General features: G+C 41.7%; 28 protein-coding genes. All 28 read left to right on the top strand.

Annotated elements, in window-relative coordinates:
• Positions 1-73: 73 nt before the first annotated feature.
• The gene (gene fliF, locus M3204_RS14410) at positions 74-1,666 is read left to right on the top strand and encodes a flagellar basal-body MS-ring/collar protein FliF (protein ID WP_251483002.1); all 1,593 of its coding nucleotides are present in this window, start codon (positions 74-76) and stop codon (positions 1,664-1,666) included.
• Positions 1,667-1,677: 11 nt separating this feature from the next.
• Positions 1,678-2,694 (top strand): flagellar motor switch protein FliG, encoded by a 1,017-nt coding sequence (gene fliG / locus M3204_RS14405; RefSeq protein ID WP_251483001.1) that lies wholly within the window; start codon positions 1,678-1,680, stop codon positions 2,692-2,694.
• Entirely contained in the window at positions 2,678-3,448 is a 771-nt protein-coding gene (fliH, locus tag M3204_RS14400) for a flagellar assembly protein FliH (protein ID WP_251483000.1), read from the top strand. Before fliG ends, fliH begins: the two co-directional genes overlap by 17 nt.
• Positions 3,449-3,483: 35 nt before the next feature.
• Positions 3,484-4,761: a flagellar protein export ATPase FliI gene (gene fliI / locus M3204_RS14395; protein ID WP_285856972.1), complete on the top strand. Its 1,278-nt coding sequence runs from the start codon at positions 3,484-3,486 to the stop codon at positions 4,759-4,761.
• Positions 4,762-4,769: 8 nt separating this feature from the next.
• Positions 4,770-5,216, top strand: coding sequence for a flagellar export protein FliJ (gene fliJ, locus M3204_RS14390; RefSeq protein WP_251483238.1), 447 nt, complete (start codon positions 4,770-4,772; stop codon positions 5,214-5,216).
• Positions 5,217-5,220: 4 nt separating this feature from the next.
• The gene (locus M3204_RS14385; protein WP_251482996.1) at positions 5,221-5,820 is read left to right on the top strand and encodes a MotE family protein; all 600 of its coding nucleotides are present in this window, start codon (positions 5,221-5,223) and stop codon (positions 5,818-5,820) included.
• 34 nt (positions 5,821-5,854) lie between these two features.
• Entirely contained in the window at positions 5,855-7,096 is a 1,242-nt protein-coding gene (locus M3204_RS14380; RefSeq protein ID WP_251482994.1) for a flagellar hook-length control protein FliK, read from the top strand.
• A 13-nt stretch (positions 7,097-7,109) separates the two neighbouring features.
• On the top strand, positions 7,110-7,739 hold the full coding sequence (flgD, locus tag M3204_RS14375) for a flagellar hook assembly protein FlgD (protein WP_251482992.1): 630 nt from the start codon (positions 7,110-7,112) through the stop codon (positions 7,737-7,739).
• 17 nt (positions 7,740-7,756) lie between these two features.
• The gene (locus tag M3204_RS14370; RefSeq protein WP_251482990.1) at positions 7,757-8,146 is read left to right on the top strand and encodes a TIGR02530 family flagellar biosynthesis protein; all 390 of its coding nucleotides are present in this window, start codon (positions 7,757-7,759) and stop codon (positions 8,144-8,146) included.
• A gap of 80 nt (positions 8,147-8,226) precedes the next feature.
• Positions 8,227-9,447 (top strand): flagellar hook protein FlgE, encoded by a 1,221-nt coding sequence (locus M3204_RS14365; RefSeq protein ID WP_251482988.1) that lies wholly within the window; start codon positions 8,227-8,229, stop codon positions 9,445-9,447.
• Between the two features lie 54 nt (positions 9,448-9,501).
• Positions 9,502-9,723, top strand: coding sequence for a flagellar FlbD family protein (locus tag M3204_RS14360; protein WP_251482986.1), 222 nt, complete (start codon positions 9,502-9,504; stop codon positions 9,721-9,723).
• Entirely contained in the window at positions 9,713-10,141 is a 429-nt protein-coding gene (gene fliL / locus M3204_RS14355; protein ID WP_251482985.1) for a flagellar basal body-associated protein FliL, read from the top strand. Before M3204_RS14360 ends, fliL begins: the two co-directional genes overlap by 11 nt.
• A gap of 42 nt (positions 10,142-10,183) precedes the next feature.
• Positions 10,184-11,185 carry a flagellar motor switch protein FliM gene (fliM, locus tag M3204_RS14350; protein ID WP_251482983.1) on the top strand — a complete coding sequence of 334 codons (1,002 nt, stop codon included), beginning with the start codon at positions 10,184-10,186 and terminating at the stop codon, positions 11,183-11,185.
• Complete coding sequence (gene fliY / locus M3204_RS14345; protein WP_251482981.1) at positions 11,172-12,440, top strand: flagellar motor switch phosphatase FliY; 1,269 nt, start codon at positions 11,172-11,174, stop codon at positions 12,438-12,440. The genes fliM and fliY overlap by 14 nt, the downstream gene beginning before the upstream one ends.
• An 18-nt stretch (positions 12,441-12,458) precedes the next feature.
• Positions 12,459-12,821, top strand: a complete 363-nt coding sequence (locus M3204_RS14340) for a response regulator (RefSeq protein WP_251482979.1) — start codon at positions 12,459-12,461, stop codon at positions 12,819-12,821.
• Positions 12,822-12,840: 19 nt separating this feature from the next.
• Entirely contained in the window at positions 12,841-13,506 is a 666-nt protein-coding gene (locus tag M3204_RS14335) for a flagellar biosynthetic protein FliO (RefSeq protein WP_435367725.1), read from the top strand.
• The gene (fliP, locus tag M3204_RS14330) at positions 13,499-14,164 is read left to right on the top strand and encodes a flagellar type III secretion system pore protein FliP (protein WP_251482975.1); all 666 of its coding nucleotides are present in this window, start codon (positions 13,499-13,501) and stop codon (positions 14,162-14,164) included. Before M3204_RS14335 ends, fliP begins: the two co-directional genes overlap by 8 nt.
• Before the next feature lie 15 nt (positions 14,165-14,179).
• Entirely contained in the window at positions 14,180-14,449 is a 270-nt protein-coding gene (fliQ, locus tag M3204_RS14325) for a flagellar biosynthesis protein FliQ (RefSeq protein WP_251482973.1), read from the top strand.
• 4 nt (positions 14,450-14,453) lie between these two features.
• On the top strand, positions 14,454-15,230 hold the full coding sequence (fliR, locus tag M3204_RS14320; RefSeq protein ID WP_251482971.1) for a flagellar biosynthetic protein FliR: 777 nt from the start codon (positions 14,454-14,456) through the stop codon (positions 15,228-15,230).
• Complete coding sequence (gene flhB, locus M3204_RS14315; RefSeq protein ID WP_251482969.1) at positions 15,231-16,316, top strand: flagellar biosynthesis protein FlhB; 1,086 nt, start codon at positions 15,231-15,233, stop codon at positions 16,314-16,316.
• A gap of 34 nt (positions 16,317-16,350) precedes the next feature.
• Entirely contained in the window at positions 16,351-18,387 is a 2,037-nt protein-coding gene (flhA, locus tag M3204_RS14310; RefSeq protein WP_251482967.1) for a flagellar biosynthesis protein FlhA, read from the top strand.
• Entirely contained in the window at positions 18,384-19,571 is a 1,188-nt protein-coding gene (flhF, locus tag M3204_RS14305) for a flagellar biosynthesis protein FlhF (RefSeq protein WP_251482965.1), read from the top strand. Before flhA ends, flhF begins: the two co-directional genes overlap by 4 nt.
• The gene (locus M3204_RS14300) at positions 19,564-20,430 is read left to right on the top strand and encodes a MinD/ParA family protein (RefSeq protein WP_251482963.1); all 867 of its coding nucleotides are present in this window, start codon (positions 19,564-19,566) and stop codon (positions 20,428-20,430) included. Before flhF ends, M3204_RS14300 begins: the two co-directional genes overlap by 8 nt.
• 8 nt (positions 20,431-20,438) lie before the next feature.
• Positions 20,439-21,533: a protein-glutamate methylesterase/protein-glutamine glutaminase gene (locus M3204_RS14295; RefSeq protein WP_285856958.1), complete on the top strand. Its 1,095-nt coding sequence runs from the start codon at positions 20,439-20,441 to the stop codon at positions 21,531-21,533.
• Between the two features lie 19 nt (positions 21,534-21,552).
• Positions 21,553-23,604 carry a chemotaxis protein CheA gene (locus M3204_RS14290; RefSeq protein WP_251482961.1) on the top strand — a complete coding sequence of 684 codons (2,052 nt, stop codon included), beginning with the start codon at positions 21,553-21,555 and terminating at the stop codon, positions 23,602-23,604.
• A 45-nt stretch (positions 23,605-23,649) separates the two neighbouring features.
• A complete protein-coding gene (locus M3204_RS14285) occupies positions 23,650-24,105 on the top strand; it encodes a chemotaxis protein CheW (RefSeq protein WP_435367724.1) in 456 nt (151 codons plus the stop codon).
• An 18-nt stretch (positions 24,106-24,123) separates the two neighbouring features.
• Entirely contained in the window at positions 24,124-24,765 is a 642-nt protein-coding gene (locus M3204_RS14280; RefSeq protein WP_251482957.1) for a chemotaxis protein CheC, read from the top strand.
• Positions 24,758-25,255, top strand: coding sequence for a chemotaxis protein CheD (locus M3204_RS14275; protein WP_251482955.1), 498 nt, complete (start codon positions 24,758-24,760; stop codon positions 25,253-25,255). Before M3204_RS14280 ends, M3204_RS14275 begins: the two co-directional genes overlap by 8 nt.
• Positions 25,256-25,304 lie beyond the last annotated feature (49 nt).

Genomic DNA, 25,304 nt, shown 5'->3' with positions numbered 1-25,304 from the left:
ATTGGCTAAAAACTAAGATTATAGCGGTTATTAGCTGTATAAAAAGAAGAGACTTAATAACCGGGGGATTGAAATGAAAGAAACCGTTCAAAAGTATTTACATACAATGAAGGATTTCTGGCAAGGGCGTACCAGAAAGCAAAAAATTAGTCTGGGTGCGTCTATTTTCTTTGTTTTGGCAATTGCCGGACTTACAGCCTTCTTAACTTCCAGAACTTCTTTGGTGCCGCTTTACAGCAATCTTTCACCTGCTGAAACTGGCACCATCAAAGAAAGCCTTGATGCAAGAGGCATCACATCGGAAATTGCCGATGGAGGCAAAACAATTTTAGTTCCTGAGGAATCGGTTGATAGTTTAAAAGTGGAACTAGCTGCCGAAGGGATCCCGAAATCAGGAAGCATTGATTATTCATTTTTCAGCCAGAATGCTGGTCTTGGCATGACAGATAATGAATTCAATGTCTTGAAACTTGAAGCAATGCAAACAGAGCTTGCTGAATTGATGAAAGGCATTGAAGGCGTAAATGATGCGAAGGTAATGATCAACCTGCCTGAGAAGGGCATCTTTGTAAACGATAGCACAGAACAGGCTTCGGCTTCCATTGTATTGAATACGAGCCCGGGATATCAGTTCAAGGAAGAACAAATCAATTCACTTTACCATCTGGTTGCGAAAAGTGTTCCAAGTCTTCCTACAGATAATATCGTCATCATGAATCAATTTTTTGAGTATTTTGATTTAAAAAATGAAAATAATTCCAGTGGTGCTACTTTTGCTTCTCAACACGAAATTAAACAGCAAATTGAGAGAGACGTACAAAGACAAGTACAAAACATGCTTGGCACCCTGATGGGCCACGATAAAGTAGTTGTTTCCGTTTCCGCCGATATTGACTTTACCCAAGAAAACAGGGAAGAAAACCTTGTTGAACCAGTTGATAAAGAAAATATGGAAGGAATCGCGATCAGTGCCCAAAGGATTACTGAAACGTTCACTGGAAACGCTGATCAGGTTGGAGGGGTTACAGAAACCGGTGACCCGGCAGATTCTAATGGTGCTCAATATCTCGAAGGTGCCAATGGCAATGGAGACTACGAGAAAGTTGAAGAAACAATCAATAGTGAAGTCAGCAGAATCCGTAAGGAAATTACCGAAAGCCCGTACAAGGTTAGGGATTTAGGGATACAGGTTATGGTTGAACCGCCAACACCTGATGATCCTAATTCATTGCCGCAGGAGCGGGTAGACGATATTACCAAAATTCTAGGTACGATCGTCCGTACGACAATTGATAAAAATTCTTTAGCAACTGAACTTACGGATGAGGTGATTGAGGATAAGGTCGTTGTATCTGTCCAACCGTTCAACGGTAAGGTTACGTTCGAAAACAATGTTGTAGAAAAGCTTCCATGGTGGGTATACCTTGTTGGAGGGCTATTGCTTGCAGCAATTGTAGTCCTGTTGCTTCTATTTATAAGAACGAAAAAAACTGAAGTCGGAGACGAGTTTGTTATTGAAGAGAAATATGAGCAAATTCGTGTACCCGATGTAAATAAAGAACTCGAGACGGAAAGTACAATGAAGAAAAAACAACTTGAAAAAATGGCTAAAGAGAAGCCGGAAGATTTCGCTAAGCTATTACGTACATGGATTTCTGAAGAGTAGGAGGGGGACATATGGCACGGAAAGAACAGAAAGAACTTACTGGAAAACAGAAAGCAGCTATCCTCCTGATCTCACTCGGACCAGACGTTTCTGCAACGGTTTATAAACATTTAAGTGAAGAGGAAATAGAGAAACTTACTCTTGAAATCTCTGGAGTAAAAAAAGTTGACTCCTTAGCCAAGGAGGAGATTTTAGAAGAATTTCACAACATTGCATTAGCCCAGGATTATATTACTCAGGGTGGCATCGGGTATGCCAAGACGGTACTTGAAAAAGCGTTAGGCACCGACCAGGCAGCAGTGATCATTAATAGATTGACATCCTCCTTGCAAGTGAGACCCTTTGATTTTGCACGGAAAGCAGACGCTGGTCAAATTCTGAATTTTATCCAAAATGAGCATCCCCAGACTATTGCCCTTATTCTGTCATATTTAGATTCTGCTCAAGCAGGGCAAATTTTGTCGGAATTGCCGCAAGAGGTTCAGGCTGACATTGCCAGAAGGATTGCTGTCATGGACAGTACTTCACCTGAAATCATTAATGAAGTTGAACAGATTCTAGAAAGAAAACTATCAGCTACCGTGACACAAGACTATACACAAACTGGTGGAATAGAAGCTGTTGTAGATGTATTGAATGGTGTTGACCGAGCTACTGAACGGACAATTCTGGACGCACTTGAAATACAGGATCCCGAGCTGGCTGAGGAAATCAAAAAGAGGATGTTTGTCTTTGAAGATATCGTTACGCTTGATAACCGTGCAATCCAGCGTGTGATTAGAGACTGTGAAAACGAGGACCTTATGCTTGCACTTAAGGTTTCAAGCGATGAAGTGAAGGAAATTGTCTTTAAAAACATGTCTAAACGAATGGTTGAAACCTTCCAGGATGAAATGGAATTCATGGGCCCTGTAAGGCTGCGTGATGTTGAAGAAGCACAGTCGAGAATTGTAGCTATTATCCGCCGTCTGGAAGAAGCTGGTGAAATTGTCATCGCCCGGGGCGGAGGGGATGATATCATTGTCTAGGTTAATTAAGTCACAATTCACCAGTATGGAATCAGTTGAGAAAAAAGTCATCTCAATACGTGCTTTAGAAACAGGTGGGAAAGAAGATGTTCAACCTGTTTTTATTCATACAGAAGCAGAAAGAGCGAGGATTATAGCCCAAGCTGAATTAGAAGCTGAAAGTCTTGTTTCAAGAGCAGCATCAGAGGCAGAACAAATACGACAACATATTTCAAGAGAAAGAGAAGATTGGGAGCAGCAAAAAGTTCTCTTGGCAGAAGAAGCCAGGCAGAGTGGATATGAACAAGGCTTGCAGGATGGTCAAAACCAGGGTTACAAGGAATACAGTGAAGCGATTCTTTTTGCTCAGGAAACAGTTGAGGCCTCCAAACGAGATTACCGTAACCATATCGAATCTTCTGAAAAAGTAATTCTGGATCTTGGAGTGAAGATTGCCAGTAAAATTATCGGAGAAAAAATTTCTGCCGATGAAGGGTTCCTTTCTCTCGTTAAGAGGGCTTTGAAAAACGCCAGGGATTATAAAGATATTCAACTGCATGTTCATCCAAATCACTATCAATTCCTGCTAGCGCAAAAAGAAGAATTAATTGCGATTTTTCCTAAGGAAGTAGATTTCTATATTTACCCGAATGATGAATTGAATGAAGAATCTTGCTTGATAGAATCGGAAAATGGCAGGATTGACGCAAGTGTGGACAGCCAGCTGGAAGAACTCAAACAAAAGCTGTTCGAATTGTTGGAGAGTGAACAATAGTGAAGGCTTCAGATTTAATCGATCATATTGATTTCATGGATAGCTTTAAGCGATTTGGTCGGGTCAAAAGAGTTGTCGGCTTGATGATCGAGTCTCAGGGTCCCGAAAGCTCGATAGGCGATGTTTGCTTCATCCATGTGGGCACCAAGAAGAAGCGGCAAATACAGGCAGAAGTGGTCGGTTTTCAAGACGAAAATGTCATTCTTATGCCATATACATCACTCCATGACATTTCTCCGGGCAGCCTGGTAGAAACAACAATGAAGCCGCTTGAGATTAAAGCTGGCCCGGGATTAATTGGAAAAGTCGTAGACTCACTAGGTGTGCCTTTGGATCAATCAAGCCTTCCAAAAGGCTTGGCTTCAGTCCCTACTGAACAAGATCCTCCTAATCCGTTGAGCAGGCCGCCAATCTCTGAACCGATTGAAGTAGGTGTAAGGATGATTGACAGTCTGTTGACAGTAGGCAATGGGCAGCGTGTTGGGATATTTGCTGGCAGCGGCGTCGGGAAAAGTACCTTGCTGGGGATGATTGCGAGGAATACTACTGCAGACTTAAATGTCATTGGATTAATCGGCGAACGTGGACGTGAAGTAAGAGAGTTTATTGAACGCGACCTTGGCCCAGAGGGTTTAAAACGGTCGATTGTCGTGGTCGCCACTTCAGACCAGCCTGCTCTAATGAGGATCAAAGGCGCTTATACTGCTACTGCCATAGCTGAATACTTTCGCGATAAAGGGCTCAATGTGATGTTGATGATGGATTCGGTTACACGTGTGGCAATGGCTCAGCGTGAAGTAGGACTTGCGGTCGGAGAACCTCCGACTACAAAAGGCTACACGCCTTCTGTTTTCGCAATCCTTTCAAGACTTCTTGAAAGGACTGGCACAAATGAATTCGGTTCGATCACTGGTTTTTATACGGTACTCGTAGACGGTGACGATATGAATGAGCCAATAGCAGATACAGTGCGGGGGATCCTTGACGGACACTTTGTGTTAGACAGGGATTTAGCTAATAAGGGCCAGTATCCTGCAGTAAATGTGTTAAAGAGCATAAGCAGGATCATGAACAATATTGTCAGTGACGACCATGTAAAAGCAGCAGAGAGGCTAAGAGAGTTATTAAGCACCTATATAAACTCCGAAGACTTGATTAATATCGGTGCCTATAAAAAAGGGTCATCAGCTGAAATAGATGAAGCAATCATGAAATACCCGCAAATTCTGAATTTCTTGAAGCAGGGTACAAACGAAAAAGTATCGATAAATGAAAGTGTCCAGGAACTGTTGCAATTAGTAAGGAGAGGTTGATGGTTACAATGCGCTATCAGTATAAATTCGATAAAATCCTGTCAATTAAATCCAGGGAGAAAGATGAAGCACAAGTTATATACCAGGATTCAGTAAAGAAATTTGAGGAAGCTGCTGACAGGCTTTACCATCTCCTGAAGAAGAAAGAGGATCTTGAAAGCTATCAATCTGGCCGTTTGGTCAGCGGATTGCCAGTACAGGAAATACGCCACCATCAACAGTTTATCGGCAATTTAGAAAAATCGATAGCGCACTATCAAAAAGTTGTTATGAATGCCAGGAATATTATGAACTATCAACAAATGCAGCTAATGGAAAAGAATGTTGAAGTTAAAAAATTTGAAAAGATCAAAGAGAAGGACCATCTAAAATTTCTTGCTGATGAAAAGTTTGCAGAGGGCAAGTTGATGGATGAAATCTCGATTCAGCAATATATGAACCGGGAAATAAGGTGATTTAATGGGACAAAGCATCGAGGAAAAAGAAGGTCAGCATGTTAATAGGTTTCAATGGTTGCTGTTTGTAGTTGTAATACCATCGCTTTTCGCAATTGTAATAGCATTGGTAGTGCTATCTTTTGCAGGAATCAATGTTTTCGAAACGGCGAAGGGGCTCGGGGTGAAAATTCCTTTTATTTCGGACTATGTCAAAGATGAAAAGCAGCCATCTATTGAAGAATATGAAGAGGACATCATAAGCCTGGAAGCCGAGATTAAAGACCGTGAAGCAAAAATGGAACAACTGCAGACGAAAATTGAAAGCAAGGATTTGCAGGTTGAGCGGATGGAGCTGGAAAAAACACAGTTGGAAGCTCAAATTGAAGAATTGACTGCAATCCAGGAAGAAAATAAGCGTGCCTTCAAGGAAATTGTGAAAACATATGAAACTATGTCAGCAAAGAGCGCTGCTCCAATAATCGCTAAGATGGAATCTGATGAAGCGATAAAAATTCTGACAAATATTAAACCTGAAACACTCGCGGCGATAATGGAGAAGATGCCGTCTGAGGATGCAGCGAAATATACAGAATTGCTTACAAACGAATCACAGAATAATTAGCCTTTACAAACCTTATTTGAAGGGAGGTGAAAGAATGGAAGTAGGAGGCCTAGGCTTTTTTAATACAATTGCAGCTGGAAAACAGCAAGTGTCAGACAAGACTGGTAATTCAGGTGGTTTTGCCGGAATGATGGCAGGGTTAATAATGGGTAATGCAAACGTTAGTGGCACAGCAACTGAACAGGTAAAAAACCCTGATGAAAAACTAAATGATTTAATTGCATTCCTAAAAACTGGTGATCTTCTAGATTTAGAAGAGGGTGGAGAGCTATTCGGTATTTTAATTTCTGACTCAGGGGATTTTCTTGAAAAAGCTTTGGAACACTTTGGCATAAGCGAAGATGAACTAAATCTTTTGATCCAAAAATGGTCAGCACTGAATGAAACGGAACTTCAAGAGATGCCAGAAGAAGAGTTATTTGCCTCGCTTGCCGCATTATTAGGCGCTATAGCAAATCTTCCGCAAAAAGATTTGGCAATCAAGCTTGAAAAAAGTGAAATTCATGCAATAAAGGCATTAAAGCTTTATGATTTGATGGAAAAATATGCAGACGGATATGAACAAAAGAATACACATCCGCTTAAAGAAAGTTTGCGAAATCTTGGAGAGAAATTAGATAATCTGGTAAAACAGAGTGCTGGAAGCAACCCAACGGAATATTTACAAAGCCGTTTTACCCGTTTAGCCGGTGAATTAAACCTTTCAAACTCAAAAAATCCACTTTTTTCTGAAGCGAATGTTTCAGGAGACGGAGGATCTAGTATCAAAGCTGAGGGACAAACAGGAACGATTGCATTCCTTCCTCAAATGGCGAGGGCTGAACAACTGACATTGATGATGAATAGTCCAGAAAAGCCAGTATCGGCTGAACAATTAATGAAACAATTTGAATCGATTCTCTCTAAGTCGCAATTTATAAATAGCGGAGGAACACAAAAACTATTTATCAAGTTATTTCCAGAGCATCTTGGAAGCATTCGGGTAGAATTGTTCCAAAAGGACCATACGATGATGGCCAGGATCATAACCTCGAGCGGGACTGCAAAGGATACACTGGAATCCCAGATAAATGGTCTTAAGCAGGCGTTTGCTGCACAAAATATTTCGGTGGAAAGAATCGAAATCACCCAGCAGACAACTCAGCAGGAACGATTCCTGAACAGAGATTCCCAACAGCAGCACAGACAGCCGGACAGGCAAGAGCAGGAAAAGAAAGAAGAAAAAGCTGAATTTAACCTTTCTTTTGAGGAAGCTCTGCTGAACACCGAAGTATAGGAGGACTATGACGATGGTGAATACAATTAATTCTTCTTATCTGCTCTCAAATCTTCAAAAGGATAGAAAGACTGGTTCGGATATTCTTGGGAAAGATGATTTCCTGAAAATCTTGATGACCCAACTCCAGAACCAAGATCCAATGAATCCCATGCAGGATAAGGATTTTATAGCACAAATGGCGACATTTTCAACACTTGAGCAAATTACAAATATGGGAAAGTCGATTGACCGTTTTGTTCAGGCTGAACAGCAGAACAAAATGATTTCATATAGCCAGTTCGTCGGCAAGGAAATTACCTGGCATAAGGTTGAAGGAAGTAATGGGCAGGAAACCATCAAAGAGGGTACTGGAAAAGTCGCATCCGTCCAATTCAAAGAAGATAATGTTTCTTTTATACTTGAAGATGGCACGAAGCTTGAACCAGCAAATATTTCACAAATCAATGAACTATCAAGTGAAAATCACATCCTTCAGGCAAGTATGTTAATCGGAAAGACAGTCACTTATCTTGATGAAAATAAGCAAGAGAAATCTGCTTTAGTTCAATCAGTATCTTTTAAAAACGGAAAAACATCATATGTGCTGGCTGATGAAGGCAACACAAGCATTATTTCTTCACAAATTACCAAAATTCAATGATGTAGGGAAGTGATGAGATGGAAAAGGCGAATTTCCGTCCGATTCAGTCACTGCCTGTTAGCAGGAACGATAAAAAGCCCGTTAAAACGAATCATTTAACACAAACACCTTTTTCCTTGCAGCTGCAATCAGCAATCCAATCTAAAAGTAAGCTGACAATAAGCAAGCATGCGAGTGACCGACTTGTCCAGCGTGGAATTGATATTTCCCAAGACAGGTGGTCCAGGATCGAAGAAAAAGTAAAACAGGCCAAGGCTAAGGGAGTGACTGATTCACTCGTGCTGCTAAGAGATGCAGCTCTGATCGTCAGTGCGAAAAATAATACGGTTATTACGGCTATGGGAAGGCAAGAAGCCGCCGAACAAATTTTCACGAATATTAATGGCACAATTGTCATGGAAATTTAAGATAACAAGGCTGGACCTTTACGGAGGCCTGGGCTGTGGACCGAAAGAAGCAGCCCCTAGAATAGGAAGGAGTTTTATAAATGCTTCGTTCAATGTACTCAGGAATTAGCGGAATGAAAAACTTTCAAACAAAATTAGACGTGATCGGTAATAATATTGCCAATGTAAATACATACGGCTTCAAAAAGGGCCGTGTCACTTTTAAAGATACAATGAACCAAACGATTTCAGGAGCTAGTGCCGCCACCCAAAATAAAGGCGGCAAAAACCCAATGCAGGTAGGATTAGGATCTACAATTGCAAGCGTCGATACAATCGATACACAATCTAGCTTGCAAACAACTGGCCGTGCGCTTGACCTTGCAATTTCAGGAGATGGCTATTTTGTTGTCAAGCAAGGTCAATCTCAGATGTATACACGTGCCGGGAACTTTTATCTTGATGATAATGGGACTCTTGTTACTGGTGAGGGAATGAAAGTACAATCATTAAAGAACGGTGTATTGGAAGATGTCACTGTAAATGTGAATGCTCTTTTACCTGCAAGACAAACAACTGAGTTAGTCATGAAGGGGAACCTTCCAAAAGAAGCGAAAGGTAATTCCGATCTATTGCAGCAAATAAAAGTTGTTGATGATGAAGGAATAGAACATGTAATTGATTTGAAAATTTCACCTGTAAATGCTGCAAATGGTTCTTGGAAACTTTCTTTTGAGGATAAGTCAATCACTGTTGACCCAGCGAACCCTAGAGCAAATATTGTAGAACAGAATATTACAATCCCTGATTATGATCCCAATAACCCTGCTGCTGATATATCTCTGGAGTTAAAGGTGAATGATGGTAGTAACGGAGCAAGGACTTTAACAGTTAACATGCCTATCAAAGATTTGACAAAGGAAGGCGGCAGCATGGACGCCAACGCCTACCCTGACGGCAACACACAAGGTGCCCTGGAGAGCTTCAACATCGGTTCAACTGGTGAAATCAACGGTGTGTTTTCTAACGGTCTAGTTTTGACATTAGGACAGTTGGCGCTTGCGAAGTTCAGCAATCCATCAGGTCTCTCAAAGACTGGAAACAATACATTCCAGGAATCAGTAAACTCAGGAACCGCAAACATCAACGTTCCTGGTGAAGGGCGGGGATCGATTGCTGCCGGCGCATTAGAAATGTCTAACGTCGACCTTTCTGAAGAATTCACAGAAATGATAACTGCTCAGCGTGGGTTTCAGGCAAACACAAGAATCATTACAACATCTGATGAGATTCTCCAAGAGCTCGTAAACTTAAAACGATAGATTAAGAGAGGAGCAGGGCTGAAAGCATCAGGCTTTTAGCCCCTGTGAATTATTGTGATACAAGTTACGAAATTAAATGGGAAAACATTTAGAATTAATTCACTCTTTATTGAAACAGTTGAATCTTTTCCGGATACAACGATTGCGTTAACCAACGGACGTAAATATGTTGTAAGGGAATCGGTAGACGAAGTCAGCAAATTAATTCAGGAATTTTATCAGAGTGTCGGCCTTCTTGGAGGGCGAATGTTGGAGGAACAAAATAATGAAGAATAATAAGCTGGTTATGATAATGTTGGTCATGCTTGTAGCGATCATGCTGGTTGGTGCGATAGCAGCTGTTACTGTTATGAAGCTTACTGGTGAAGATGGAAAAAAGGAACCAAGTATTGATGAAGTATTGGAAGCATCCGTAGATATACCAGAAGTAACAACGAACCTTGCATCCAATGATTTTATTAAAATTTCATTTAAGATTGAGACAGACAGTGAAAAGGCTAAAGAAGAGCTTCAGAAGAGAGATTTCCAGGTGAGGAACATTATTATTTATGAGCTTTCTGAGAAAAAGTCTGAAGAACTCCAGGGTAAGGACGGCAAGATTAATCTAGAGGAAACACTCAAATCCAAGTTAAACGGGCTGATGCAAGAAGGCAAAATTAAAAAGGTCTATATAACAGGTTCTCTCCTCCAGTAACAAATAAAACTACTAAACCGCAATGATATGGAGGTGAAGGGAATGTCGGGAGAGGTTTTATCACAAAACGAAATAGATGCTCTGTTGTCCGCGTTGTCTACCGGTGAAATGGATGCGGATGAGTTAAAGAAGGAACAAGTGGAAAAAAGAGTAAAGGTTTATGATTTTAGAAGGGCTTTGCGTTTCTCAAAAGACCAAATCCGCAGTCTTACTCGAATTCACGAAAACTTTGCCAGGCTGTTGACTACTTTTTTCTCTGCCCAGCTTAGAACCTATGTGAATATTAGTGTAGCATCCGCTGACCAGATCCCTTACGAAGAATTCATTAGGTCTATTCCAAAGATAACAATATTGAATGTATTTGATGTGGAACCACTAGAGGGAAGGATTTTGATGGAGGTTAATCCCAATATTGCCTATGCAATGATGGACAGGTTGCTTGGTGGAAGAGGGACGAGCCATAACAAGGTCGATAGTTTGACAGAAATCGAAACCAGGATTATGTCGAATATGTTTGAAAAAGCATTTGAAAACTTCAGAGAGGCTTGGGGTTCAATATCCGATATAGACCCGCAGTTATCTGAATTTGAAATCAACCCGCAATTTTTGCAGATGGTTTCCCCAAATGAAACTGTCGTTGTAATTTCTTTGAACACAACAATCGGTGAGGCAAGCGGCATGATCAACATATGTATCCCGCATGTAGTCTTGGAACCAATCATACCTAAGTTGTCTGTAAAGTACTGGATGCAGTCAGATAAAAAGGAAAGCTTGCCAATTGAAAATTCACTGCTGCAATACGAAATCCAAAAGGCTGATGTATCCATCACTGCTGAAATTGGTTCATCGGACATTTCAATTCAGGATTTCCTAATGCTCGATATTGGCGATGTGATTGAATTGAACCAGCAGATTGAAAAACCATTACTGATAAAAGTCGGAGATATCCCTAAATTTGTTGGACAGCCAGGGAAAATAAACAAAAAATTAGCCATTCAAGTGTTTGATACATTTAAGGGGGGAGCCGAAAATGGTGAGCGATGACATGTTATCTCAAGATGAAATTGATGCGCTTCTTCGAGGGACATCCGATGAAGCGGAAGAAATAGAAAGTACGATTGATGTAGATGATTATTTTTCTTTTATGGAAAGGGATGCCCTAGGCGAAATAGGCAATATCTCATTTGGAAGTTCTGCTACAGCGTTGTCGACCTTGCTGAACCAAAAGGTGGAGATTAATACTCCAACAGTAACTGTTGTACATAGGTCCAAGCTTGAAGATGCCTTTCCAGATCCATACGTGGCAGTACAGGTACACTATACAGAAGGTTTCATTGGAAGCAACATGCTGGTGATCGAGCAAAATGACGCAGCAATCATTGCTGATTTAATGCTTGGAGGGGATGGACTTAACCCCAGGGATTTACTGGATGAAATCCAGTTAAGTGCGGTGCAGGAAGCCATGAACCAGATGATGGGATCGGCTGCGACATCAATGTCCACAGTATTCAGTAAAAGGGTGGATATATCACCTCCAAATATCAACCTCCTAAATGTAGCTGAAGGTGAAGGTACGGATTCCATTCCAGAAGATGATATTTTAGTGAAAGTTTCATTCGCTTTAAAAATTGGCAGTTTAATAGATTCAAACATTATGCAGCTTCTACCCGTTACATTTGCAAAGAGTCTCGTTGATGAGTTATTGAATCCGGGTGGATCTCAAAATCAAGTTGCTGAGCCTAGTAGTCAACAAACGCCAGCAATGCAGCCAGAACAAACTCATTCAATTTCACAGAATGAACAGCAGGCTTTTGGGCAACAACAGCCGATGATGCAGCATGCTCAATACCAGCCACAGGAACAGGTTTATTATCAGCAATCGGTGCAGAATAATGTTCCTCCAGGAAATGGCTGGTCACAACAGCAGCCCGTGCATACAGGGCCGCAACATATTGGCAATGTAATGACTGGAGCTCAGCCGACAGTCCAGCCAGCTGTTTTCTCAAGTTTTGATACATTCCAGCCGCAGCAAGCGGAAACGAAAAACCTTGATATGCTGCTTGATATACCATTGCAGGTTACAGTTGAACTAGGCCGTACAAAGCGGTCTGTAAAAGATATCCTCGAACTTGGATCCGGCTCGATTATCGAATTGGACAAACTCGCTGGAGAGCCTGTCGATATTCTAGTAAATAATCGTTTGATTGCCCAGGGTGAGGTTGTAGTAATCGATGAGAATTTTGGAGTTCGTGTAACGGATATTATCAGCCAGAGCGATCGCCTTAAAAAATTGAAATAACAAACAGGAGGAATTCCAATGGCAAACAGAATTTTAGTCGTGGATGATGCGGCTTTTATGAGAATGATGATTAAGGACATTTTAACGAAAAATGGGTTTGAGGTTGTAGCAGAAGCGGCAGATGGCCAGCAGGCTGTAGAAAGATTTAAAGAACTCCAGCCGGATCTTGTAACAATGGACATAACAATGCCGGAAATGGACGGAATCACTTCATTGAAAGAAATCAAAAAAATTAATCCTAATGCAAAAGTCATCATGTGTTCTGCAATGGGACAGCAAGCGATGGTCATCGATGCCATCCAGGCAGGTGCAAAAGATTTCATCGTAAAACCATTCCAGGCGGACCGTGTAATTGAAGCTATTTCTAAAGCTCTAAGCTAATGAACTTAAATTCTAGAGGGTGCGGCAATTGTTAAGATTAATCCAAACTGCCTCAACGATCCTTTTCCTATTAGCTGCTCTGCTGAGCACGCATAGCATGGCGAGTGCAGAGCAGCTGAATTCCAGTGTGAAGGATTGCCTGGAAAATCCTGATTCATGTGAAGAAGGTCAGGCAGGCAAAACAAAGAACAAATCAAACGCTACCGAAACAAAAGTAGGGGTTACATTTTTAGATTTCCTGAGGATGATTTTTGCGACCGCTTTTGTGGCTGGACTGTTGTATTTCCTGCTTAAATTTATCAATAAGAAAAGTATGTCCTACAAAAGCTCACAGCTTGTCGAGAACCTGGGCGGAACCAGTCTCGGAGCAAACCGCTCAATCCAGATAGTGAAAGCGGGCAACAGGCTGCTGATTGTTGGTGTTGGCGAAAATATACAGCTGTTAAAAGAGATAGATGATCCAGAAGAATACAGCCAAGTCATTCAGGAGTATAACAACAAAATGGAACAGCTTGTACAGCCAAGCGATATTGTGACAAAGTTGCTTAAAAGAGCGAATACAGATGGCAGCAATGAAAGTACTAATTTTTCCGCTTTATTAAAAAAACAGCTGAATGATATGGCAAGCGGAAGAAAGAAAATACTTGAAGAGATTCAAAGGAAAGGGTCAGACAAAAATGAATGAGTTTATGGAGTTTTTCAATAGCAGCGCTCCTGAGAATGTATCAACTTCAGTAAAGCTGATGCTCCTTCTGACTGTACTTTCCATTGCGCCAAGCATCTTGATTTTAATGACAAGTTTTACAAGGATCATCATCGTTCTTTCCTTTGTCAGAACGGCGCTTGCAACCCAGCAAATGCCGCCAAACCAAGTGTTGATCGGACTTGCCATGTTTCTGTCATTTTTCATTATGGCACCAACATTCCAGGAAGTGAATGAACAGGCATTAACACCATTGTTCAACGAAGAAATAAATTTGGAACAGGCTTATGAAAAAGCTTCAGTCCCTTTTAAAGAATTCATGAGTGCCCATACAAGGCAGAAGGACCTCGCATTATTTCTTGAATATTCAAAAGCTGAAACGCCCGAATCAGTGGAGGACATCCCATTGACTGCCTTGGTTCCGGCCTTCGCCATAAGTGAGATCAAAACAGCATTCCAAATTGGCTTCATGATATTTATCCCGTTTTTGGTGATTGATATGGTCGTAGCAAGTGTCCTGATGTCGATGGGGATGATGATGCTCCCGCCAGTAATGATTTCACTCCCATTCAAAATCTTGTTGTTTGTGATGGTAGATGGATGGTATTTAGTCGTGAAGTCATTATTACAAAGTTTTTAAGCAGGTGATTAGATTATGACATCAGAAGCAGTCATCTCCATAGCAGAACGAGGAATCTATACGGTTCTTATGATTTCAGGGCCGTTACTTGTACTTGCGCTTGTAGTAGGCTTGATTGTCAGTATATTTCAGGCAACTACTCAGATCCAGGAACAGACGCTTGCTTTTGTTCCGAAAATCGTTGCCGTTTTGATTGGAATTGTTTTCTTTGGGCCATGGATGCTGAGCTATATGCTCTCATATGCCAGCGAAATATTCTCTAATTTAACCAGGTTTGTAGGATGAGGCCATGATAGACATCATTCCTTCATTCCCAGCATTCCTGCTGATTTTCGTCAGGGTAACATCTTTTTTCCTGATGATGCCGTTATTTTCATACCGAACCATTCCAGCATCCCATAAAGTCGGTTTAGGCTTCTCGCTTTCTATCATCATGTTTTCAACAATAGGGGCACCAGAAATCGCAATTGATAGCTCTTATTTTCTGCTTGTTTTTAAAGAAGCAATGGTGGGACTGTTCATTGGCTTTATAGCGGCATTGATGATGTCGGCAATCCAGATTGCCGGCGGATTGATAGATTTCCAGATGGGATTTGCAATTGCGAATGTAATTGACCCCCAGACTGGAGCACAGAGCCCGCTGATGGGGCAATACTTATACACAATAGCGCTGTTATTTTTGTTAACCGTCAATGGTCATCATTTGCTCTTGGACGGTATTTTTTACAGTTATAATTTTGTGTCAATCGACCAGGTAATGATTCCATTTGGAAATGAAAATATAGCCGAGTTTATCATCCTTTCTTTCAACAAGATGTTCATCATCGCATTTCAGATGTCCCTTCCTGTTGTCGGCAGTTTGTTCCTAGTGGATGTCGCACTGGGTATTGTAGCCAGGACCGTGCCGCAATTGAACATTTTTGTTGTGGGGCTACCGGTGAAAATTGGTGTGAGCTTTCTCGTGCTAATAGCTGTACTGGGTGTGCTGATTATGGTGATTTCTGATCTCTTCTCTACCACGCTTGCGACAATGCGAACGTTGATGGAGCTGATTGGAGGAGCGTAAATGAATTTGTTGACATTAGACCTGCAATACTTTGCGGGCGAGAAAACGGAAAAAGCGACTCCTAAAAAGAGACAGGATTCCCGTAAAAAGGGACAGGTTGCTAAAAGTCAGGATGTCAATACTGCAGTTGTCCTCCTGGCGGTCTTTTTGTTTTTGATGTTCTTCGGCAAGACGATGACTGAGAGATTGATAGGTGTTCTCCGGCATTCCCTGCAAAATTATATGTTCTTGGATCTGACTGAAAAGAATATTGAATCCATATTAATCGAAATCCTCGCTGAACTCGTCTTTTTTCTGGGGCCTGTTATGATGGTTGCATTATTAGCTGGGGTGGCCGCCAACTATGCTCAGGTAGGATTCATGTTCTCTACAGAAGCCATACAGATGAAGTTGGAAAAAATCAACCCAATTAGCGGTTTTAAACGGATATTTTCGATGAGGGCAATTGTCGAACTGATAAAATCGATTCTCAAGATCAGCTTTATTGGGGTTATCGCCTTTTCTATTCTGTGGTCAAGGATGGATGAGGTATTGCTGCTTGCCAATAAAAGTTTAGGAGCTGCGCTGGCTACTATCGCTGGCTTAACACTCCAAATGGGACTTTTTGCTTCCGGAGCATTGCTATTTTTATCATTAATGGATTACCTATACCAAAAATATGACTTTGAAAAAAGTATCCGCATGTCAAAGCAAGATATAAAAGATGAGTACAAGAACGTCGAAGGTGACCCGCTCATCAAGTCGAAGATCAAGCAAAAGCAAAGAGAGATGGCAATGCGGCGGATGATGCAAGAAGTCCCGAAGGCGGATGTCGTCATTACGAACCCGACTCACTTCGCCATTGCGCTGAAATATGACGATCAGAAATCGGATGCCCCGGTTGTGGTCGCCAAGGGTGTAGACTTTGTTGCCCAGAAAATAAAATTGATTGCTAAGGAAAATGATATTGTCACTGTCGAGAACCGTCCGCTGGCCAGGGCTTTGTACAGCCAGGCAGAAATCGGGGATGCCATACCTGAGGAATTCTTCAAAGCAGTGGCCGAAATCCTTGCCTTTGTATATCAAACTAAAAATAAAGTGCTGTAATTCTCAGGGTATGCAGTGTTAGGAGAGAAGAAGTATGTCAGCAAGAGACCTGACCGTCCTGCTTAGTGTCATTTTAATCGTCGCCATGTTAATCATTCCTTTTCCTTCATGGCTGTTAAGTGTACTAATCATGATCAATATATCACTCGCACTTCTCGTGCTGTTGAACACAATGAATATGACCGAGCCACTGCAGTTTTCTGTTTTCCCTTCATTGCTGCTTCTTTTAACATTATTCCGTCTCGGGCTTAATGTATCCACAACGCGTTCAATCCTGTCTAAAGGAGAAGCTGGCGGGGTGGTCGAGACTTTCGGCACATTCGTTGTCGGAGGGAATGTTGTTGTCGGGATGGTCGTTTTCCTCATTTTGATTATTATCCAATTCGTCGTCATTACGAAGGGATCTGAGCGTGTTTCAGAAGTTGCGGCAAGATTTACGCTTGATGCTATGCCTGGTAAACAAATGAGCATTGATGCTGACTTGAATGCTGGAATGATTTCAGAACAGCAAGCTCGTGAACGACGCGAGAAGGTGAGCAGAGAGGCAGACTTTTACGGCGCCATGGACGGTGCGAGCAAATTTGTTAAAGGGGATGCAATCGCAGGGATCATTATCGTAATAATCAACTTGATCTTTGGGATAGTCATTGGCATGACCCAGCAGGGACTTGCGATTGCCGAAGCTGCAACAAAATATTCCTTATTGACAGTAGGAGACGGAATCGTCAGCCAAATTCCAGCGTTGTTAATTTCGACAGCAACCGGTATAGTTGTCACCCGTGCTGCTTCAGATGGGAATCTTGGGGTCGACATCACTTCACAGCTATTGGCTTATCCTAAAATGTTATATGTTGCAGGAGGAACAATTTTCCTTCTTGGTTTATTCACACCTATCACTGATTTGCTGACAATTCCGCTCGCAGCATTGATGGTTGCAGGCGGCTATGCATACTCCCGTGTTCCTGAACCAGATAAACAGCAGCTGCAGGAAATGGAAGAGGATATTCAGATGGATGAAATGAAAAGTCCTGAAAGTGTTGTCAACTTGTTAAATGTGGATCCAATTGAATTTGAATTTGGCTATGGCTTGATTCCGCTTGCTGATACGAATCAGGGAGGGGACCTGCTTGACCGGATTGTCATGATCCGGAGGCAGCTTGCGATTGAGCTAGGCCTCGTTATACCGGTGGTCAGGATTCGGGACAATATCCAGCTCCAGCCAAACGAATACCGCTTAAAAATAAAAGGGAACGAAATGGCAAGGGGAGAACTGTTGCTCGATCACTATTTGGCGATGAGTCCGGGAATTGATGATGAATCAGTTGAGGGAATCGATACGATTGAGCCAAGCTTTGGATTGCCCGCAAAATGGATAACGGAAGAGATGAAAGAACAGGCAGAAATCTTTGGCTACACAGTTGTTGATCCACCTTCAGTTGTCTCTACCCACATCACTGAAATTATCAAGGCTAATGCTCATGAACTTCTTGGAAGACAGGAAACGAAGCAGTTGATCGATCATCTTCGTGAAAGTTATCCAATTCTTGTTGAGGAAGCTACCCCTAACCCTTTGGCTGTCGGGGAGATACAAAAGGTTCTAGGAAGGCTTCTTAAGGAAAATGTATCGATCAGGAATTTGCCGGTTATATTCGAGACACTTGCTGATTATGGAAAAGTGACGACAGATACAGATATTCTTGCGGAATATGTCCGGCAGGCACTAGCCAGGCAAATAACCAACCAGTATTCAAGAATGGGAGAAACGCTGAAGGTCATCACTTTATCAGGCAGAATAGAGAAGCTAATTGCTGAAGGTGTTCAGCAAACTGAACACGGAAACTATTTATCTCTCGATCCTAATGTATCCCAAGGGATTTTGGAATCGGTAGCAAGCCAGGTGGAGCAATTGAGCATAATGGAGCAGACGCCAATCATCCTATGCTCTCCTGCTGTAAGGATGTATGTACGTCAATTGACAGAACGATATTTCGCGCAGATCCCTGTTTTGTCTTATAACGAACTCGAAGCAAATGTAGAAGTCCAAAGTGTCGGAGTGGTGAATGTAGAATGAAGGTAAAAAAATATACAGCATCATCCATGCCGGAAGCAATGAAACAAGTAAGGGCCGAACTAGGCAGTGATGCAGTCATCTTGAATTCCCGAGTCGTCCAGTCCGGAGGATTCATGGGGTTTTTTCGGAAAAACAGTATAGAAGTAATCGCTGCTATCGACCCTGATACGGAAAGCAGTCTGAAGCCTGCAATCACTGAAAAACAGCAAAACTATAATAAGCAATCGTTAAAATCCTACGAACTATCGGCAGCTGACAAACCAGATTGGCAAGGACGATCAGCGGCTGTGGATACTTCAAAAGATGACAGCGAACTCCTAAAAGAAATTACACTTTTAAAAGAACTTCTTAAAACGAGTGGAGCAAGCAATGCTGCACCAGTTTCGTTGCCAGATCCGATTAACAAACAGCTTCAGCTGTTTAAAGAACAGGAAGTGGAGCCCGCCATCCTCGATGAGCTGGCTGCAGTCCTCCTTGAAAAATGGTATTCAGGTGGAGCGGCTGCGAACCATGATGAGATTGGTAAATGGAGCTCTGAAGTGATCAAGGAAAAGTTATCTGCTTATTCGTTCGGCGGCCTTTCATTCAAAAAGAAGTTCATCAATGTAATTGGACCGACAGGAGTAGGGAAAACAACTACTCTTGCTAAAGTTGCTGCGGAATGTGTGTTGAAGCATCAAAAGAAAGTAGCCTTCATTACAACCGATACATACCGGATCGCGGCAATAGAACAATTAAAAACGTATGCCAAAATTCTCGATGTGCCAATTGAAGTTTGCTATAACTTGGACGATTTCAAAACGGCAACAGAAAAATTTTCTGCTTATGATTTCGTGTTTATTGATACAGCAGGAAGAAACTTCAGGAATCAAAAATATGTCAGCGATTTGAAAAATGCAATGGATTTCAATAATGAGATGGAAACCTTTTTGGTTCTCGCGCTAACTTCAAAGCAAAAGGATATGGAAGAGATTCGGAAACAGTTTTCGCTCATCCACATCGATAAATTCATTTTCTCCAAAATGGATGAAACAGCTGTTTACGGCGCGATGCTGAATATGGCAGTGAAATTCTCTACTGGGATTGCGTATGTGACTAATGGGCAGGACGTTCCTGATGATTTGATTGAGGCAAATCCTGAAGTCATCGCCAATACTATTCTTGGAGTTAGCACCTATGAGTGATCAGGCAGAGAAACTAAGAAACCGTCTTAAGATGGATATTCCTTCAAAGGAAGCGAAAACACTCGCTGTCGTAAGCGGCAAAGGCGGGGTAGGCAAGTCAAACTTTTCGCTTAATTTTTCGATATCGTTAGCTAGGAAAGGCTTTAAAGTATTGCTGTTTGATCTCGATATAGGGATGGGGAATATTGAGATTTTGATGGGCAGAAACTCATCCCTTTCCATAGCTGATTTTCTTTCAGGTAAGTCATCTATAGAAGAGGTTATTTTACGAGGGCCTGAAGGAATTGAATATATTTCTGGCGGTACTGGATTAAGCCAGTTAATAAGGATGGACAGGGAAAGTGTGGATTATTTCACCGCAAGTCTAAGTGAAGTTCTAAGAAAATATGATTATCTTATTTTTGATATGGGCGCCGGACTGAATGAAGAAACTCTATCGATCCTTCTTTCAGTCAATGAGATTTTCGTGATTACAACTACTGAACCTACTTCATTGATGGATGCCTATGCCACTATGAAATACATTCACATGGCCGATTCGGAGCTGCCTTTTTACTTAGTCGTAAACAGAGCGGGTTCCACAAAGGAAGGGAATGAAACTCTTTCGAGGCTCGAGGATGTCCTTGGAAAGTTTCTCGGACGGTCCCCGATAAAGCTCGGTATGCTTCCTGATGATAAAAGTGTGCATGAAGCAGTGAAAAGGCAGATCCCTTTTGTTTTGTTCAATGAACGGTCACAAGCTGCAAAAGGAATGTCTGCGATTGCAGAAAAATATATGAACAAAATGAACTACAATGCCGAAAAGAGAGATAACAGAGGTTTTACAGCAAGATTAAAGCAATTCCTTTTCGAAAGGTAGGGGTCTTATTGGCGAAGATCAGAGTACTCATCGTAGATGATTCAGCTTTCATGCGCAAGCTTATTAACGACTTTCTATCCGAACATCCTGAGATTGAGGTTATAGGTACGGCCCGCAATGGTGAGGACGCTTTGAAGAAATGGAGAATATTCAGGCCGGATGTCATCACGCTCGATGTGGAAATGCCAGTTATGAATGGTCTGGAAGTATTAAAAACAATCATGAGGGAACAACCGATACCGGTTGTCATGCTGTCAAGCACCACGAAAGAAGGTGCGGATACTACCTTACAAGCGATTCAGGCAGGAGCTGTGGACTTCGTCGCAAAACCGTCTGGATCCATTTCAATCGACCTGCATAAAATCAAAGCGGAACTGATTGAAAAGATTCTCTCAGCGAGCAAAGCGAATCTGTCGAAGCTTAGCAGCGTCGACATTTCTGTACCTGTTGATAAAAACGCGTTTAGAATGATAGCTTCTGAGAAAAAGCCCGCAGAAAAGCTGTTTGCATCCGGAACGAAACGGGATCAGAATTCAAAAAAAATTGTCTGTATTGGCACTTCGACTGGGGGCCCCAGAGCTCTCCAGCAGGTATTGACATCATTGCCAAAAGATATTGGCGTGCCAATACTTATCGTCCAGCACATGCCAGCTGGGTTTACGAAGTCACTAGCCAATCGCCTGAATTCGTTAAGCCAGATACACGTAAAGGAAGCTGAGGACGGTGAGCTTCTGCAAAAGGGGACTGCATACATAGCCCCAGGCGGGTGGCATTTGCAAGTGAAAAGTATCGGAACAAGCCTGGCGATCAGCTTAGGGAACGCGGCGCCTCGCAATGGGCATCGACCGTCTGTTGATGTAATGTTTGAATCAGTCAGCAGTATAAAGAATTACACGAAAATAGCGGTCATTATGACTGGTATGGGATCAGACGGATCTAAAGGGTTGCTGGAAATGAAAAAAAACGGCGCTGTAAAAGCGATAGCCGAATCCCAGGAGACATCTATTGTCTTTGGGATGCCTAAAGCGGCGATTGGCACTAATATGGTGGATGATGTGTCAAATGTGGAAAATATTGCTCAATCAATTATGAAATATATTTAAGGCCGGGGGTGCATGGCACATGGAATTAAATCAATATCTTGAAGTCTTTATTGAAGAAAGTAAAGAACATTTGCAGGCCTGCAACGAACAATTACTGGAACTGGAAAAGAATCCAGATGATTTAATGATCATCAATGAAATCTTCAGGTCAGCACACACGCTCAAAGGGATGTCGGCGACCATGGGTTATGAGGATCTGGCAAGCTTGACTCACCAGATGGAAAATGTGCTTGATGCAATACGGAATAGCCGCTTGAAAACGACTCCAGAAATTCTCGATGTCATTTTCATGGCCGTTGACCACCTTGAGGATATGGTACAATCAATCGCTGCAGGTGGTGATGGAAAGAAAAATGTCACGGAGACAGTAGAAAAGTTAAAGTTAATTGAAAAGGGTGAACTTGTCGTCACTTCAGCTAAACCAGAAGTTGCTGCAACTACAGCAGTGGATACCCCGATTCTTTCAAACTATGACGAATTTGAATTGACAGTTTTAAAACAATCAAAAGAGCAGGGTTTCGGTGTTTATGAAATTGCCATTGCATTACGCGAAGATTGTTTACTAAAAGCCGCCCGAGTTTATATGGTATTTGAAGTCCTCGAGAAGATTGGTGAAGTCATAAAATCTAGCCCATCTGTTGACCAATTGGAAGAAGAGCAGTTCGACCAGGAGTTCTCTGTTACGATCGTTTCCAAAGAAAATCCTGAAGATATAAAAGGCATGATCATGAAAGTTTCTGAAGTGGTCAAAACGGAAGTTAAATCACTGGAATTCAGTGAACTAAGCAACGTTACCGAACTTGAAGTTCACTCCATCAATGATAATTCTGAAGTCCAAAGCGATGATCCTTCTTTAATATCTTCTGCACCGGCAGATCGTCCTCAAGTGGAAGAAAAGAAGAACAACGGGAAACAGAATAATAGTAACAAAACAATCCGTGTGAACATCGAGCGCTTAGATATATTAATGAATCTATTCGAAGAGCTTGTAATCGATCGCGGAAGGCTAGAGCAAATTTCCAAAGATCTTGAGAATACGGAACTTACCGAAACTGTCGAGCGTATGTCGAGAATTTCAGGTGACTTGCAAAACATCATTTTAAATATGCGGATGGTCCAGGTAGAGACAGTATTCAATAGATTCCCCCGAATGGTTCGCCAGCTTGCAAGAGATTTAAATAAGAAAATCAATCTTGAAATTGTTGGTGCAGAGACAGAACTAGACCGTACAGTAATCGATGAAATTGGCGACCCGCTTGTTCACTTATTGAGAAATTCGGTAGACCATGGCATTGAATCACCCGAAGAGAGAAGAACCAAGGGCAAGTATGAAGAAGGCACTGTAGTTTTGCGTGCATTTCACAGTGGTAACCATGTATTCATTGAGATTGAAGACGATGGCGCTGGAATCAGCAAGGAAAAGGTATTAAAGAAGGCGATCAGCAAAGGGATTATTACCGAACAAGCTGCAGCTGGATTTACTGATAAGCAGGCTTATGAGTTAATCCTGTCATCCGGTTTCTCGACAGCAGAAAAGATATCTGATATTTCAGGCCGCGGAGTAGGGCTTGATGTTGTTAAAAATACAATAGAATCTTTAGGCGGTACCATTTCAATTGATTCAAAAGAAAATAAAGGGACAATTTTCTCTATTCAACTGCCACTGACATTATCGATTATTTCGGTAATGCTTGTGGAAATTCAGAAAGAAAAGTTTGCAATCCCTCTTTCTTCAATTATCGAAACTGCCATTATCAAAGATTCTGAAATCATGAATGCGCATAATCAAAAGGTAATCGACTTTAGGGGCAAGGTCGTCCCATTGGTGTTCCTAAAGGATATCTTTGAGGTCCCTTCTGAACTAGTTGAAGATCATTTCCATTCTGTTATCATCGTCCGAAAAGGGGACAAGATGGCTGGATTGATAGTCGATTCATTCATAGGCCAGCAGGAGGTTGTTCTTAAATCATTAGGAAATTATTTAACGAATGTATTTGCAATTTCCGGTGCAACTATTCTCGGAGACGGACAGGCAGCCTTGATTGTAGATTGCAATGCGTTAATAAAATAGGTCAGTGATCAGGCAGATGCAGATGAAAATTTAGGAGTGATGAACATGGCGGAAATGCTGGTTTCAGACTTAAAGGTAATAGTTTTCCAGCTGAATGATAAAGAGTATGCGGTTCCTGTAGAACAGGTAAAATCAATCGAAAAAATCATGCATATCACAAGGGTCCCACATACTTACTCATTTGTAAAAGGGGTCATGAATCTTCGTGGAGTAGTAACTCCGTTGATTGATTTGCGAGTACGGTTTGGACTTGAAGAACAGGCTTACTCTGAAAGCACTCGAGTCATTATTGTGTCAGTAGAAGATAAGGAGGTCGGCTTAATTGTTGATGGAGCTAACGATGTCATTGATATACCATCCAGCATGATTGAACCTCCTCCTGTAATTGTTGGGATAACGGCTGAAGGATTTATAAATGGGGTAGCCAATCTGGATAAGAGGCTTCTGATTGTGATTGACTTAGTAAACATCCTTGAGACCGATGAAATTAATGCACTGTAAAGGTGAAGGGAAAAAACTATGACTTTTTTAAAAAGTATTTCGGATGTCCATCTGGATATTTTAAAAGAGGTGGGCAATATTGGGGCTGGCCATGCTGCTACAGCTCTATCCACATTATTGAATAAGAAAATTGATATGAAGGTGCCAAGTGTAAGAGTTGTTTCCTTTGATGAAATGATGGATTTGGCTGGAGGCGCGGAAAATGTTGTGGCAAGCGTATTTCTTAGAATTGAAGGCGATGCGCCAGGCAGTATGTTTTTTATACTCCCGCTGCAGCAAGCTGAAAAATTTATCAGTCAATTAATCAAAGATCAATCATTTTCCTTTTCAGAACAGCCGGAAAATGAACTAGCTATGTCTGCACTTCAGGAATTGGGAAACATCTTGTCAGGATCCTATCTTTCTTCACTTTCTGATTTTACGAGCCTGGCTTTGTACCCATCAGTTCCTGCTCTTAGCATAGACATGGCAGGGGCTGTCGTCAGTTTTGGTTTGCTGGAACTGTCTCAGGTAAGTGATTATGCCATTGTTATTGATACAGCATTGGACGATGAAGGTGCTCAACAGCAAGATAGTGTTAGAGGCCATTTCTTTCTTCTTCCAGATCCAGATTCTTTCTATACTATTTTTAGTGCCCTGGGAGTAAAGATTGATGTTTAAAACTGCAGAGATCATTAAAGTTGGAATTGCTGATATGAATATTGTAAAGGCGCCAGATTTAATAAGGACAACAGGGCTAGGTTCATGCGTTGGAGTGGTATTGTATGACCAGGCAAGAGAACTTGCCGGGATGGCCCATGTGATGCTGCCGGATTCTGCTTTATCCAGATCAGAACCACTTAATAGAGCGAAATTTGCTAATACAGCAATTAAAGAACTCTATGAAAGCTTGATAAAGAAAGGGGCAAAGCATCAAGGGCTGAAAGCTAAACTTGCTGGTGGAGCTCAAATGTTCCAATTTTCCGGAAGCAGCGACATGATGAGGATTGGACCGAGAAATGTTGAAGCTGTCATACACGAATTGAAAGAGTTAAGGATTCCGGTTGTTGGCCAGGATGTTGGCGGAAATAGCGGGAGAACGATTGAATTCGATCCAAAGACAGGTTTGATGCAGATCAGGACAGTTAATAAAGGGAATAGTGAGATTTAAGCATTTTAAAAGATCTTCTTTCCCTGATTTTTCTATAGTAAAAGCTTCA

Origin of the sequence: Mesobacillus subterraneus, assembly GCF_023715485.1 — a bacterium.
Lineage (GTDB): Bacteria > Bacillota > Bacilli > Bacillales > Cytobacillaceae > Mesobacillus > Mesobacillus subterraneus_B.
This window is presented reverse-complemented; position numbering and strand designations above follow the sequence as displayed.

Excerpts from the sequence above, each read along its gene's own strand:
- fliF (WP_251483002.1), top strand. The coding sequence starts at position 74 with ATGAAAGAAACCGTTCAAAAGTATTTACATACAATGAAGGATTTCTGG.
- fliG (WP_251483001.1), top strand. The coding sequence starts at position 1,678 with ATGGCACGGAAAGAACAGAAAGAACTTACTGGAAAACAGAAAGCAGCT.
- fliH (WP_251483000.1), top strand. The coding sequence starts at position 2,678 with ATGATATCATTGTCTAGGTTAATTAAGTCACAATTCACCAGTATGGAA.
- fliI (WP_285856972.1), top strand. The coding sequence starts at position 3,484 with ATGGATAGCTTTAAGCGATTTGGTCGGGTCAAAAGAGTTGTCGGCTTG.
- fliJ (WP_251483238.1), top strand. The coding sequence starts at position 4,770 with ATGCGCTATCAGTATAAATTCGATAAAATCCTGTCAATTAAATCCAGG.
- M3204_RS14385 (WP_251482996.1), top strand. The coding sequence starts at position 5,221 with ATGGGACAAAGCATCGAGGAAAAAGAAGGTCAGCATGTTAATAGGTTT.
- M3204_RS14380 (WP_251482994.1), top strand. The coding sequence starts at position 5,855 with ATGGAAGTAGGAGGCCTAGGCTTTTTTAATACAATTGCAGCTGGAAAA.
- flgD (WP_251482992.1), top strand. The coding sequence starts at position 7,110 with ATGGTGAATACAATTAATTCTTCTTATCTGCTCTCAAATCTTCAAAAG.
- M3204_RS14370 (WP_251482990.1), top strand. The coding sequence starts at position 7,757 with ATGGAAAAGGCGAATTTCCGTCCGATTCAGTCACTGCCTGTTAGCAGG.
- M3204_RS14365 (WP_251482988.1), top strand. The coding sequence starts at position 8,227 with ATGCTTCGTTCAATGTACTCAGGAATTAGCGGAATGAAAAACTTTCAA.
- fliL (WP_251482985.1), top strand. The coding sequence starts at position 9,713 with ATGAAGAATAATAAGCTGGTTATGATAATGTTGGTCATGCTTGTAGCG.
- fliM (WP_251482983.1), top strand. The coding sequence starts at position 10,184 with ATGTCGGGAGAGGTTTTATCACAAAACGAAATAGATGCTCTGTTGTCC.
- fliY (WP_251482981.1), top strand. The coding sequence starts at position 11,172 with ATGGTGAGCGATGACATGTTATCTCAAGATGAAATTGATGCGCTTCTT.
- M3204_RS14340 (WP_251482979.1), top strand. The coding sequence starts at position 12,459 with ATGGCAAACAGAATTTTAGTCGTGGATGATGCGGCTTTTATGAGAATG.
- fliP (WP_251482975.1), top strand. The coding sequence starts at position 13,499 with ATGAATGAGTTTATGGAGTTTTTCAATAGCAGCGCTCCTGAGAATGTA.
- fliQ (WP_251482973.1), top strand. The coding sequence starts at position 14,180 with ATGACATCAGAAGCAGTCATCTCCATAGCAGAACGAGGAATCTATACG.
- fliR (WP_251482971.1), top strand. The coding sequence starts at position 14,454 with ATGATAGACATCATTCCTTCATTCCCAGCATTCCTGCTGATTTTCGTC.
- flhB (WP_251482969.1), top strand. The coding sequence starts at position 15,231 with ATGAATTTGTTGACATTAGACCTGCAATACTTTGCGGGCGAGAAAACG.
- flhA (WP_251482967.1), top strand. The coding sequence starts at position 16,351 with ATGTCAGCAAGAGACCTGACCGTCCTGCTTAGTGTCATTTTAATCGTC.
- flhF (WP_251482965.1), top strand. The coding sequence starts at position 18,384 with ATGAAGGTAAAAAAATATACAGCATCATCCATGCCGGAAGCAATGAAA.
- M3204_RS14300 (WP_251482963.1), top strand. The coding sequence starts at position 19,564 with ATGAGTGATCAGGCAGAGAAACTAAGAAACCGTCTTAAGATGGATATT.
- M3204_RS14290 (WP_251482961.1), top strand. The coding sequence starts at position 21,553 with ATGGAATTAAATCAATATCTTGAAGTCTTTATTGAAGAAAGTAAAGAA.
- M3204_RS14285 (WP_435367724.1), top strand. The coding sequence starts at position 23,650 with ATGGCGGAAATGCTGGTTTCAGACTTAAAGGTAATAGTTTTCCAGCTG.
- M3204_RS14280 (WP_251482957.1), top strand. The coding sequence starts at position 24,124 with ATGACTTTTTTAAAAAGTATTTCGGATGTCCATCTGGATATTTTAAAA.
- M3204_RS14275 (WP_251482955.1), top strand. The coding sequence starts at position 24,758 with ATGTTTAAAACTGCAGAGATCATTAAAGTTGGAATTGCTGATATGAAT.